This is a genomic window from Veillonella sp. VA137 (assembly GCF_003992015.1).
Taxonomy (GTDB): Bacteria; Bacillota; Negativicutes; order Veillonellales; family Veillonellaceae; genus F0422.
On record NZ_RQVK01000003.1, the window covers coordinates 22,422 to 35,777 of the forward strand.

The window sequence follows — 13,356 nt, forward strand, 5'->3', positions numbered from 1 at the left end:
GAAGTTACTAACTAAATTATTCCGGCTTTTTAAATTTTGGAGATGTTGGACATGTTTCAGGAGTCACGTCTTTACGAGCTCCTAAATCACCACTGCGATCTACATAGGTAGTATGTAACAATTCATGCGCAATGTGTCCTAATGGTTTTTCCAAGAAATTAGCATATGCATCTTTAATTTCAGGGTTTTCATAAGAAGAACGAAGCTTCATGTTGGAATCCCAGTTATAAAGGCCTTCAATACGTTCACCTTTTACTTTATTGGCAACTGGTAATTTAGCACGTGGTTGTCCGCCACCGCCGATACAGCCACCTGGACAAGCCATCATTTCAATGAAATCATATGTTTTACCAGATGCTTTCAATTCATTCAAGAATTCACGGATATTTTTACCACCATGACAAACAGCCACGTTGATGGTATGTCCACCGATTTCTACGGTTGCTTCTTTCACACCGTCCATACCACGCACATCTGTTAAGTTAAGAAGTGGAGCTGGAGATGGTTCGTCACCAGTGATGAATTTGTAGGATGCACGCATCGCTGCTTCCATAACACCACCAGTATTACCGAAGATAACACCGCCACCAGTAGCAGCACCGATGAATTTATCGTATGCAGAGTCTTCTACTGCGGCAAAATCTAATTCTGCTTCACGAATCCATTGTGCAAATTCACGTGTAGTGATACAGATATCTGTATCTGGACCCAAGTCTTCTCCAGTGAAACGAGCTGCATTATTTTGCTCAGGACGACGAATTTCCGCTTTTTTAGCAGTACAAGGAGCTACGGATACGGATACAATTTTCTTAGGATCAATGTTCATATTTTTTGCAAAATATGTTTTGACCATAGCAGATTCCATAGCGATACAGCTACGAGCTGAAGAGATATGTGGTACGTATTCTGGGAAGAATGTTTCACAGAATTTTACCCATGCTGGACAACAGCTAGTAAATTGTGGCAATGGACCTGTACCATGTAATTTACGTTCTAATAGTTCGTTTGCTTCTTCCATGATAGTTAAGTCAGCACCGAAGTTAGTATCAACTACATAGTCAGCACCTAACGCACGAAGAGCACCTACCATTTTGCCTTCTTGGTATGTACCAGGCTCAAATCCAAATTCTTCACCGATGGACACACGAACAGCTGGGGCTGTTTGGATAACAACGATTTTCTCTGGATCTGCAATGGCTTCTTTTACTTTATCTAATTCTGTACGTTCGTACATTGCGCCGAATGGGCAAATAACAGCACATTGACCACATTGGATACAGATAGGATTATCTCCTGTTGCTTCCAAATCGTAGTAATCAAGTACGCTCATAGTGTCAGCACATGCTTTACGACAAAGAGTACAGTTCTTACATTTTTCTAAATCATGAATAATCGCCACATTATCCTCAGCAATAGGGGCACGGCGATCAAGATGTTGGAATCGACTTTCGAAACTCATTTTTATGCACCTCACATAGTGTAAACAATACTAGTTATGTATTCATTAACTTTCCGTCATATTATAACAAAATAAGTATTGAATGTGTAAAAAATCTACTTCATAAGTTAGTATGTATTCATTTTTGTTATGACAAAAATCACGATTTCCACCTGAAATATATTTTTATATTATTTTTTTAGTATATATTAATATTACACCTTGTTTTACAACGCAATTTCTATCATCTATATTTCAAAATTCATATACCCTAAAATTTACTAGGATTTTACCCTCAGTAGCACAAAACAGGAGAGTTCCCCCTCCTGTTTCTATTTTATTTCAACTCAAATAATGGGGTGTTCTTTGCTTGATCCCCCAAAGCTGTTTGTGTAAACGTATTAATAAATTGTTGCACTGCCAATGTAGGAGTTAAGCGGCCCTCAATAACTGCATCTTCAATGCCTCCACGGCAAGATACAATTTCTGGTGCACGATAGAACAAGTTTTGTAGATGTTCTTCTACCATGGAATATACCCACGATAAGGTTTGATCACGGCGGCGTGCTTGTAGCACTCCATTGCCTTCACATTGTTCCATGAATTTTTCGATAACCCCTTGCCATAACTCCATGATGCCATCCCCAGTGTAGGCAGAACATGTGTAGGCATGAGTTGTCCACTGTTCCGTGGCATCACGAATAAACCATAAAATACGTTCGTATTCTTGGCGTGTCACTTTGGCACGTTGCAAGTTATCTCCATCGGCCTTATTAACAACAATGGCATCTGCCAACTCCATAACGCCTTTTTTCATACCTTGTAATTCATCACCAGCACCAGTCAATACAACCAGTAAGAAGAAGTCTACCATGGAACGCACTGTCGTTTCACTTTGACCTACCCCTACGGTTTCTACTAGGATTGTATCATACCCTGCCGCTTCACATAACAGCAAGGTTTCTCTACTTTTACGAGTCAAACCGCCCAATGTCCCACCTGATGGAGATGGACGAATAAAGGCATTCGGTTCCCGTGAAAGTTGCTCCATCCGCGTTTTATCCCCTAGGATAGATCCGCCTGTCACTGTACTCGATGGATCCACCGCAAGAACAGCCACCTTATGACCATTTTGACATAGCTTTGTGCCCAGTGCTTCAATCAAAGTCGATTTACCAGCACCCGGTACCCCTGTAATCCCTACACGAGTGGACTTGCCTGTGTACGGCAACAAACGTTGAATCACTTGCTGCGCCATTTCAAAATGAGCTGCTGCATTACTTTCAATTAAGGTAATGGCACGGGATAAAATCATCCGATTACCAGCCAGTACCCCCTCCACATAGTCATCAACGGTCAATTTTTTCCGTTTTACTACCTTAGGAGCTACCGGCTTTTGTGGTGCATGGGTATGTGCATCCATCCCATCATGGCCACCGTCCACACCGCGCATAACACGGCATGCAAATTTATCATCTTTCTCCTCAGGAACCCAAGAAGGCTTATAGGTATCATCACTCATAAGACACCCTCCTTTCACCGATTCGAATATGACAAACACGCAATCAGTAGCCAGCTACAAAGTAGCACGAGGCACTGACTACGTGTCATGTCTTACCTATATACGTATATCAGATTTTGAATACTAATTATTCTTCCTCTTCTAGACGTTCTTCTAACAATTCAAGTACTTTTTTAGCACATACTGGAATGATGGTACCAGGTCCAAAGATTGCTGCTGCACCATGCTCATAGAGATAATCATAATCTTGAGCTGGGATAACGCCACCGATAACAACCATAATATCTTCACGGCCTAATTTTTTAAGCTCTTCACATAATTGAGGCATCAATGTTTTGTGACCGGCTGCTAAGGAACTCATACCTACGATATGTACGTCATTATCTACTGCATCTTTTGCTGCTTCTTCTGGAGTTTGGAATAAAGGTCCGATATCTACGTCATAGCCCATATCTGCGAAGGCTGTAGAAATTACCTTAGCTCCGCGGTCATGACCATCTTGACCCATTTTCGCTACGAAAATACGTGGACGGCGACCATGTTTTTCTTCAAATTTTTCAGTCATGCTGCGTACTTCTGTGATTACATCATCATCGCTGAATTCACTGCTGTATACACCGGAAATAGAGCGAATAATCGCTTTATGACGGCCACATACTTTTTCTACTGCATCAGAGATTTCACCTTTAGAGGCACGAGCACGAGCTGCTTCTACGGCTAATTCAAGCAAGTTTCCTTCTCCTGTTTCCATCGCTTTTGTAATTGCATCCAAACAGCTACGTACTTTGTCATTATCACGATTAGCACGCAATGTTTTCAATCGTTCGATCTGTGCCAAACGTACCGCTGTATTATCAACTTCTAAGATATCTAGTGGATCTTCTTTATCAAGACGCAAGTAGTTAACACCGACGATTTTTTCACTGCCGGAGTCAATGTGCGCTTGGCGACGAGCTGCCGCTTCTTCGATACGCATTTTTGGAAGACCTGTATCAATCGCTTTAGACATACCACCCAAAGCTTCAACTTCTTGAATATGAGCCCAAGCTTTACGGATCAATTGGTTAGTCAAGAATTCTACATAGTAAGAACCGCCCCATGGGTCGATAACTTTACATACGTTAGTTTCATCTTGGATATACAATTGCGTATTACGAGCAATACGCGCCGAGAAGTCTGTAGGCAACGCAATCGCTTCGTCAAGAGCATTTGTATGTAAGGATTGAGTATGACCCAAAGCTGCTGCCATCGCTTCGATACAAGTACGAGTGATGTTATTGAATGGATCTTGTTCTGTTAAAGACCAACCAGATGTTTGGGAGTGAGTACGCAATGCCATAGATTTAACATTTTTTGGACCAAAGGATTTAACAATCTTAGCCCATAACATACGGCCTGCACGCATTTTAGCGATTTCCATGAAGTAGTTTTTACCCATCGCCCAGAAGAAGGATAAGCGCGGTGCGAATTGGTCAACTGTAAGACCCGCTGCCACACCTGTACGCAAGTATTCCAAACCATCGGCCAAGGTGTACCCTAATTCGATATCTGCTGTAGCACCTGCTTCTTGCATGTGGTAACCAGAAATGGAAATACTATTGAATTTAGGCATGTATTTAGATGTATAGGCGAAGATATCACCGATGATACGCATAGAAGCTGCTGGTGGATAAATGTAAGTATTACGCACCATGAACTCTTTCAAAATATCATTTTGGATCGTACCTGCCATAACGGATTTATCTACGCCTTGTTCTTCACCGGCTAAGATATAGAAAGCCATAACTGGTAATACGGCGCCATTCATTGTCATAGATACAGACATTTGATCCAATGGAATACCAGAGAACAAGATTTCCATATCTAGAATGGAGTCTACCGCAACGCCGGCTTTACCAACGTCACCGACTACACGAGGGTGGTCGGAGTCATAACCACGGTGAGTAGCCAAGTCGAAGGCGATAGACAAACCTTTTTGACCTGCCGCTAAGTTACGACGGTAAAAGGCATTGGATTCTTCCGCTGTGGAGAAACCTGCATACTGACGTACTGTCCAAGGCCGTTGTACATACATGGTGCCATAGGGTCCACGAAGATACGGAGGAATACCCGCTACATATTGTAAATGGTTACATTGATCATAAATGGAGGCATCATACACAGGACCCACATCGATTTGTTCCATAGTACGAATGAAGTTGTCATCATAGGACTTGCCAGTTTCAGCTTGTAATTGCTCTTTCCATGCATCAAAATCGGATGCTTTTGGGCTAGCAGCTGTAAAAGGAATATTTCTAAAATCCGGAATCATCTACATCATTCCTTTCTCGCGTTGCATTGCTAATAATGTTTGATAGCAATTGGAGCGTACACTAATATAATCATCCATGCCTGCTGCATCGCAAAGTTCTTTCAACTCTGGAGATGGAGCCCCTGCCAAGAATACTTTCATAGCTGGGCGAGCGGCTTTGATTGCTTTTGTCACTGCTGGTGCCAATTCTGGGTATGTATCATCAGTGGAACATACGATTGTCACATCTGCATTCGATGCTAAGGCAGCTGCTACCGCTGCGTCTACAGTTGGGAATCCATCATTGGTAAGCACATCAAATTCAGCTACTTGCATAAAGGAAGTAACGAAATCGGCTCTCGCTTTATGTTGAGGAATTGGGCCCATGTTAGCCAAGAAGATTTTAACATTGTCCCCATTATGTGTTTCTTTAAAGTTTTCAGTGCGCATACGCAATTCTTCGTATTGTTCTGTCCAACGATGAGATAGAATTGCTTTCACAGTGATACCTTCACTGCCATCTGCTAAGGCTTCAAAAACTTGTCCAAAGCTAGCGCCCGCTACTAATGCAGTATACGCAGCACTTACCAAAGAACCAATTTCACTGAAGTCGGATTCTTGTAGTTTTTTTAGAGCTAATTCAGCTGCATCAGTTGTACCCACATTAGCTAATGCTGCTACACGAGCTTGGCGTAAGCCCTCAAAATCTACCACTGGTACTTCTAGTAATTCTTCCGTCATGTTTGGATACATGTTACTACCAACGGCACGATCTTTACGGGTTGCCAAGTTTTTAAAGCGGCTTTGTAAAATAGCATCCACGGCTTCTTGCGTTTCACCAGATACTAATGTTTCTAAGATGCCACCTTTACCTTCTAATTCTTGGAACAGTGCCCAAGATTTTTCAGTTAATTCTTGTGTTAATGGTTCTAAGTACCAGCTACCACCGGCAGGGTCAACTGGTTGAATGAAGTTGAACTCTTGTTGCTCCATGATTTGAATATTACGGGCAATACGGCGAGAGAATTCATCACTTGGACGAATGCAGCCATCAAGAGGTCGTACAAACATACCATCCATACCACCAACTACTGCGGAGAAGGATTGAGAACCAGCACGTAATAAGTTTACATATGGATCAAATACAGTTTGTGTAAAGTGAGATGTACTTACGAACAAGTTAATTTTCTTCGCTTCTTCATCACCGCCACAATGTTCAATAATTTGAGCCCATACCATTTTTATAGCACGTAGTTTAGCTATTTCCATGAAGAAATTAGCTCCTACACTGACATGGAAACGAATTTGTTTTGCAAATGTATTCACATCGATACCACGGCGTTCCATTTCACGCAAGTATGTGACAGCTGTAGACATAGCAAAGCCTAATTCTTGTACGTCATTGCCACCGCCATTATGGTATACATCTGTATCTACCAAAACTGTGCGCAATTGTGGTGCATGTGCAGATGCCCAAGCAATGGTATGTGCCATATCATCAAAATATTCGTCCATAGGGCGTGGTAAATGACCATCTTGTGCCAAAGTACCAATTGGGTCCGCCCCAATCATACCGGACAAGGATTTTACATCCACCCCTTGCGATTCGCAAAGCGCATGTAATGCAGCCGCCCAGCATACGCTACTAGCACCTGTACGAATATCTAATTCTTTTGTAGTTAAGTCCATGCCTTTTAATAAAGCTTCCACTTCTTCTACAGTAGACAAAGACACCCCTGCGTCAGCCACATCTTTAGCTTCAGCTTTCGTAGCATCTTGTCCTTTCCGTGTAGCACTGTCCAGTGTGAAACTGATAGCTGTGCTACCTTTATCTAATTCAAATTGTAACATGTCATGCATGTCAGCAATTGTTTTTCCGTCACAACGTTGTGCAATTGTCCAAGGTGTATGGATATATCCACTAGCTTTCGCACCCCGTAAATTGCTATCACGACCAGGATATGTCAAGTTTTGAGTCAATCCCTCTTGGTCGCTCAACCAATACATTGGTTGTAAAGTAATTCCTTCGTATGTTTTTGTATACATACTTTTTTGGAAATCTTTCCCTTTCAAGATACCTTCTACCGTCGTTTTCCACTCCTCGTAGGTAGGGATAGAAAACTCATCAAACGATACATCTGGTAGCTCAAACTGTTCTTCGTGAACTTGTGGTTCATGATGCTTGTCTTGTCCCATAGTCTAGCTTCCTTTCTCTGACCACATAGGCATACGTTCCCTTACTCAAACCACTTTTCTAGTGAGATTTGCCTCATCATAGAGATTCTAATAGCTTATGTAATCGTTGCAGCTCTCATAAAAATAAAATAAACAATTAGAAACTGGGTATACCCTACCCACCCCTATAACTCATCACCCTACCTAGTCTCTTACTGAAAGATATAACTATCATTCATAAAAGAAAAACCGTTTTCGATTGAAAACGGTAGGTTATGATTTAGCGTATGCACTTAGCGCAAAACCATCTCTACCCGTCTCTCGCGGATCTAACGACATGCTTCTTACGGCAGTTCTTCTGACTCAGGATCTTCGCTACGCTTCGCCTTCCCAGTTTCCCAGTGACGCTACATGAAGTTTCGCTCCCCTTTACAGCGGCGGGACCGTGTTGGCTTTTCACCAAGCTTCCCTATTAAGCCTCGCGGCACCAGTAAGGCGAATATAAAGTTATACCTTGATTATAAACTGTTTTATGAAAGAATAGAACGGCATTTACAGGCTATAACAACATTTCACATCGACATAATCTTCAGTTATCATAAGATACCTATAATGCATTTTACAGTCTTACTAACGCAATGGTTAGCATCTATCTCATAATAGACCTCCTATTCATTACTAACAGTTATTTAATGCATAATCAACATTTATTCTTAATATAAAACAGAGGTACGCCTACAGTAGCATACCTCTGTTCTATCGCTCATATTCTATTACAAAAGCTTATTTCTTTTTCCATTCCATGACTTCAAAACCATAGTTACGAATATGTTCTTTCAATAGTTTTAAATATTTTTTCGCAATGGGACTTGGCTCTAGCATATGTGGCATTAAGTACCCCATAGTCATCGTATCTTCTACATCTAGAGGAATGGCGATGATCTTATCGTCATTTAATTCACGGCTCAAAATACCAGAACTAATAGTATATCCATTCAAACCAACCATTAAATTAAAAATAGTGGCACGATCCGATACTTTTATGGTCATTTTTCTGTCCAAAGTACTTAAAATTTCCTCTGAAAAATAGAAGGAATTATCTTCTCCCTGATCATAGCACAAGTAAGGGAAATCCTCTAGTTCTTCCAAGGTAATTTTATCTTGGTTTGCCAAGGGATGTTCGCGGCACAAAAATACATGTGGTTCCGCTTCAAATAATGGGTAGAACGTCAATTTATACTCTTTAAATAACTTTTCCATCACTTGACGATTAAAATTATTCAAATACAAAATACCCAATTCGCTTTTGAAAGTAGCTAAATCCTCAAATATATTTTGCGTTTCTGTTTCCCGCAAACCAAATTGATACTCATCAGTATCTACACTTTTTATAAGCTCTACGAAAGCATGTACCACAAAGGCATAATGCTGAGCAGAAATAAAGAAGTGTTCTTTTCGTTTGGTATTCGATTTATATCGCTCTTCTAATAATTGAATTTGATCTAGTACTTGTCGAGCATAAATCATAAATTCACGTCCATCATGGGTTAAGGTTACCCCTGACTTAGTACGCAACAATAATTGAACACCCATTTCGTGTTCTAGTTCTTTTACCGCATTGGATAAGCTAGGTTGGGATAAATATAATTCCTTAGCCGCTTCATTAATAGATCCTTTTTCTGCAATTTTTTCTAAATATTGTAATTGTTGTATTCTCATCTGTTTTGGCCTTTTCTATATCTATCATGAAGTACACCCTTTTTCATTACTTTCATAGGAATGAAAAACCTAACGAGTAAGGTACGAATACTTACACGTTAGGTACTTCATGTTGTTAACGATTCCATTATTCACCCTCAGGGGGTAATAGTCTTGTACAACTATAATACATAAAAGACCACTCATCGTCAACATTTAATTTCTATCAAATCCTTAGGAATTATAATCAATCCCTATCTTATGCCTCTTTCACTCATTAATGGAAAATTAAAATACAAATCGTAGAGGTAATGAATGTAATTAATACTGGCACTGCAGTTCGTTTTACTAAATCAAAACTAGAAATATTTGCCACACCAGCTACTGCAATCATAACCGCACTAATTGGGCTCAACAAACGTCCAACAGAGGCCGCATTTTGCATACCTAGTAGCATGGTAATCGCATTACCACCTAATTCTTTAGCAAAATTTGGCACTAATGGTGAGAATGCAAACATAGATGCTACACCAGAGCCCATAACAATGCTCAATACTAAAATAATACCAGATACGATAACCCCTACAATATCGGCTTGGATAGAGAAGGTTTTAATGAATGCTACGAACTCATTCACAATCCCTAAGGATGTCAAACCGAATGCAAAGGTTTCCCCTGCTACAATCAATGTTACCGTATTGGTAAATTGGTCCCCCATACCTTTAAAGAAAGTTTGAATAGACGCAGCTACCTTTCGGAAATCACGTAAGCGAATCAATTCAAATATCATGGCGATGAATAAGCTTAGGAACATAGCCAAGTTAACATTCATCTTAATGCCTGCAATACCATATTTACTAAATCCTAACATAAATACAAGTGGCAAGAATGGCAATATTAAATACGCAAGAGGTCCTACTGCTACTTCTTCTTGTGGTTCTGTATGTACAACTTCGGAAGGAACATGACCAGATTTTTTATCCATATATTGTTGCCATATGTAATGTGCAATAGCTGTCACAATACCACTGATAATGTATACCTTCAATTGATAGCCTACGAAGTATTCTTCTACTCCTAAGCCCACCGTTTTAGATACTAATAAGCTTGTAGCAGAAGCTGGTCCAATGTCCAACAAATGACCAGTAGCTACCGCTGCTGCTGCCCCTACCGGGCTTACGCCTAAACGCACCAAGATAGGGAAGATGGTCACCATCATCAACATCGCTAAACCAGATGCACTTGGGATTACCAAGGACATAAACATATTTAATAAGAATGTTAAAGATAATACTAAATAAGGAGCTTTCATCGCTTGCAAAGGTTTTATTGCAGTTGTAACCAAGCGAGAGCTAGCACCAATATGATCCATGTATTTAGCAAAGCCAGTACATGTCATAATCATGAGACCCAACCCTGCTGCATCCTTTGCAGTGGTATTATTAATCCACTCAAAAGCATCAAAGAACATCATGCCTGTTCCTTTTTTCGCATCTACAAACTCCGTTGTATAGCCAAGGAAGTACGCCCCTAGCATCATGATTAAACCGCCTAACAACAATACTGTTTGTGCTTTAAACTTTTTAATCACCAATGTACCTGCGCCTAAAATTATGATAGCGCACAACAATAAATTCATAACTGCTTCTCCCTTACCCATTCAAAATAGGCTACTTAATAATTTGCTTTCGACTGTTGAAAGTCTTCTTGAATCTGAGCCAATAAGCCCGGTGTGGTAAGAATTTCCTCTACTGTAAGAGCGATTCCCTTAGCACCGTACATAATGGCATCCTCTGCTAGCTGAGTTTTTCCATTATCTAACCATTCTTGGGAATGACTAGTCACCCCTCTGCCTACAAATTTAACCCGCAAACAAGCTCCTGGTACGCGGAAAGTAACACTGGAAAAGTCTGTAGAGCCAGTGACTTTACGTGGCTCAGAAATATCTGGTGCCCCCACTTGTTCCGCATTTTTTAAGAGTAAATCATTTAGACTTTGCACATTGACCTTATTATCATAGGCTTTCACTTCATCCCATTCCATAGTAGCTCCCACTTGCAAGGCTGCCCCTTGCGCCACTTGTTTCACGCGCTCCACCACTTCATCTAAGCGAATGCGACTAGAGGAACGAATATACCACTGTGTACACGCATAATCTGGCACGATATTCGCTGCCTTACCACCATCTGTGATAATCCCATGCATACGTACTTCTGTAGGCACATGTTCTCGAAGATATTCCATGCCATTAAAGAATAACAATACCGCATCCAAAGCACTAATCCCTTTTTCTGGGGCAATCGCAGCATGCGCTGACTTACCATGGAATTTAATATTCACCAAGTTAAGCGCCAGGGACTTGCCATCTACCGTTGTGGAATCACTACCGTGCATCATAAATGCTACATCTAAGTCGTCGAATACGCCCTCTTTGGCCATCACTAACTTACCTGATGCAGTCTCTTCTGCTGGAGTCCCATATACCACCAATGTGGCTGGCACTTGCAAGGTACGACGTAAACCAATAGCTGCTGCACAGATGGAAGGCCCTTGCAGATTATGCCCACAAGCATGACCCAAACCTTCTAAGGCATCATATTCGCAGAGAAGCCCAATTTTCGGTCCTCCTCCTTGCACATGGTACACAGCACGAAATGCGGTTTGTAAACCACTCACTTCACGGTCTACAGTAAACCCTTCACTTTCCAGTAAATCTGTTAATTTACCATGGGCTAAAAACTCTTCATTCCCTAGTTCTGGATGGTCGAAGAAAAAATCATTTAATGTTTTCATGGATCCTCGCAAGGATTCAATTTCTTCTAGTAATTGACTCATCACTTTCTCCTTTCTTGCACAATAAGCATGCACAACTCTATGACTACAGGAATTACATTCCCTCATTTTTCTCTTTTTCTGAAAGTCCTACTATAACTAACTAGCAATAGCAGTATTCCGAATACTTCTATTATATAGATTTCTAGTGAAAGTTCCAATACATATAGCATAGGATTCCTCAATTTTCTCTATGCTAATTTCATATGCATCCCCTCCTAATTTCTATTGTCCATTATATATTTATAGTTTTTTCCTATAACGCACAATATATATTATCAATTGGTCTATATAGAAAAAAATTGGTATCATAGAAACATCTTTTACTAATAAGAAAGGAACTAGCCATGAGCGATACTATACAACAAAAACGGCCAACATTATCTTACGAAATATTCCCTCCTAACACACAAGTAGGAGATGAAAAAATCATTACTGTCTTAGATGAATTAAAAAGCCTAAAACCAGAGTTCATCTCTGTTACCTGCAGCAATAAACAACGCAATATCGAAGAAACAACTATCAAGTTGTCCAACTATGTACAAAATACATTGCATATCCCTACAAAAGCCCATTTACCAGCTATTTATTTATCTAAAGAGCAAGTGCGATCCGTTATTGATCAATTAAATCAACTAGGTATCCACAAGCTACTAGCACTTCGTGGTGATATTTTAGAAGATCTACCACCAGTAGGAGACTTTAAATATGCTTCAGAACTCGTACATTTTGTAAAAGAGTATGCTCCGCATTTCCAAGTTTCTGGCGCTTGCTATCCAGAAGTACATCCAGATTCACCTAACCAATTACAGGACATTAAATTCTTAAAAGAAAAAGTAGATGCTGGCTGTGAACTATTAGTCACACAATTTTTCTTAGATAACAATGTATTCTATGACTTCCAAGAAAAATGCGCCTTAGCAGGCATTGATGTGCCAATCTTAGCAGGGGTAATGCCTATCATCAACCGCAACCAAGCTTTGCGTCTATTAACAAGCAATGCTACCGCTATTCCACGCAAATTTAAAGCTATTTTAGACAAATACGAGCATGATCCAATCGCCCTTCGTGATGCTGGCCTTGCTTACGCCTTAAATCAAATCGTTGACCTTGTAACAGAAGGCGTATCTGGTATTCATTTATACACAATGAACCAATCTAATACAGCTTTGTATATCGAAAATGCTGCACGTTCTTTATTTAGCTCTCCTATTTATGAAAGTATATAAATAAGATTAACCATATAGCCTTCAACACTTATAGCATACAGACAAATTATAATAAAAATGCTCTACACAGTGTCTCTCTCAAAGAGAACCTAAGTAGGGCATTTTTTATACATTTTAGCCCTACTAGTATAGATGTGTTGCCAGAACAAACCTACAAAATAAAAGAGGAAAG

Annotated in this window: 8 protein-coding genes and 1 riboswitch; of the genes, 1 reads left to right on the top strand and 7 read right to left on the bottom strand. The window is 40.2% G+C overall.

The annotated features are described in order from the left end of the window. Positions 1-16 precede the first annotated feature (16 nt). The 7 genes from EO116_RS02045 to EO116_RS02075 form a co-directional block, all read right to left on the bottom strand. Positions 17-1,459: a [FeFe] hydrogenase, group A gene (locus tag EO116_RS02045; RefSeq protein ID WP_127160429.1), complete on the bottom strand. Its 1,443-nt coding sequence runs from the start codon at positions 1,457-1,459 to the stop codon at positions 17-19. 316 nt (positions 1,460-1,775) lie between these two features. Continuing rightward, the gene (gene meaB, locus EO116_RS02050) at positions 1,776-2,960 is read right to left on the bottom strand and encodes a methylmalonyl Co-A mutase-associated GTPase MeaB (protein WP_127160430.1); all 1,185 of its coding nucleotides are present in this window, start codon (positions 2,958-2,960) and stop codon (positions 1,776-1,778) included. 127 nt (positions 2,961-3,087) lie between these two features. Beyond that, positions 3,088-5,271, bottom strand: a complete 2,184-nt coding sequence (scpA, locus tag EO116_RS02055) for a methylmalonyl-CoA mutase (RefSeq protein ID WP_062401047.1) — start codon at positions 5,269-5,271, stop codon at positions 3,088-3,090. After that, complete coding sequence (locus tag EO116_RS02060; RefSeq protein WP_127160431.1) at positions 5,272-7,446, bottom strand: methylmalonyl-CoA mutase family protein; 2,175 nt, start codon at positions 7,444-7,446, stop codon at positions 5,272-5,274. Between the two features lie 309 nt (positions 7,447-7,755). Then, a riboswitch (cobalamin riboswitch) is annotated at positions 7,756-7,932 on the bottom strand. A 276-nt stretch (positions 7,933-8,208) separates the two neighbouring features. Continuing rightward, positions 8,209-9,144 carry a LysR family transcriptional regulator gene (locus tag EO116_RS02065; protein ID WP_127010245.1) on the bottom strand — a complete coding sequence of 312 codons (936 nt, stop codon included), beginning with the start codon at positions 9,142-9,144 and terminating at the stop codon, positions 8,209-8,211. A gap of 256 nt (positions 9,145-9,400) precedes the next feature. Further along, entirely contained in the window at positions 9,401-10,762 is a 1,362-nt protein-coding gene (gene dcuC / locus EO116_RS02070; protein ID WP_127160432.1) for a C4-dicarboxylate transporter DcuC, read from the bottom strand. A 35-nt stretch (positions 10,763-10,797) separates the two neighbouring features. Continuing rightward, positions 10,798-11,958: a M20 family metallopeptidase gene (locus tag EO116_RS02075; protein ID WP_127160433.1), complete on the bottom strand. Its 1,161-nt coding sequence runs from the start codon at positions 11,956-11,958 to the stop codon at positions 10,798-10,800. 344 nt (positions 11,959-12,302) lie between these two features. On the opposite strand from EO116_RS02075, the gene metF reads away from it, so the two are divergent. Then, positions 12,303-13,184, top strand: coding sequence for a methylenetetrahydrofolate reductase [NAD(P)H] (gene metF / locus EO116_RS02080; protein WP_127160434.1), 882 nt, complete (start codon positions 12,303-12,305; stop codon positions 13,182-13,184). Positions 13,185-13,356: the final 172 nt, after the last annotated feature.

What these genes read in the sequence shown, in the direction of transcription:
- EO116_RS02045 (WP_127160429.1), bottom strand. Translation starts at nt 1,459, where the DNA reads ATGAGTTTCGAAAGTCGATTCCAACATCTTGATCGCCGTGCCCCTATT.
- meaB (WP_127160430.1), bottom strand. Translation starts at nt 2,960, where the DNA reads ATGAGTGATGATACCTATAAGCCTTCTTGGGTTCCTGAGGAGAAAGAT.
- scpA (WP_062401047.1), bottom strand. Translation starts at nt 5,271, where the DNA reads ATGATTCCGGATTTTAGAAATATTCCTTTTACAGCTGCTAGCCCAAAA.
- EO116_RS02060 (WP_127160431.1), bottom strand. Translation starts at nt 7,446, where the DNA reads ATGGGACAAGACAAGCATCATGAACCACAAGTTCACGAAGAACAGTTT.
- EO116_RS02065 (WP_127010245.1), bottom strand. Translation starts at nt 9,144, where the DNA reads ATGAGAATACAACAATTACAATATTTAGAAAAAATTGCAGAAAAAGGA.
- dcuC (WP_127160432.1), bottom strand. Translation starts at nt 10,762, where the DNA reads ATGAATTTATTGTTGTGCGCTATCATAATTTTAGGCGCAGGTACATTG.
- EO116_RS02075 (WP_127160433.1), bottom strand. Translation starts at nt 11,958, where the DNA reads ATGAGTCAATTACTAGAAGAAATTGAATCCTTGCGAGGATCCATGAAA.
- metF (WP_127160434.1), top strand. Translation starts at nt 12,303, where the DNA reads ATGAGCGATACTATACAACAAAAACGGCCAACATTATCTTACGAAATA.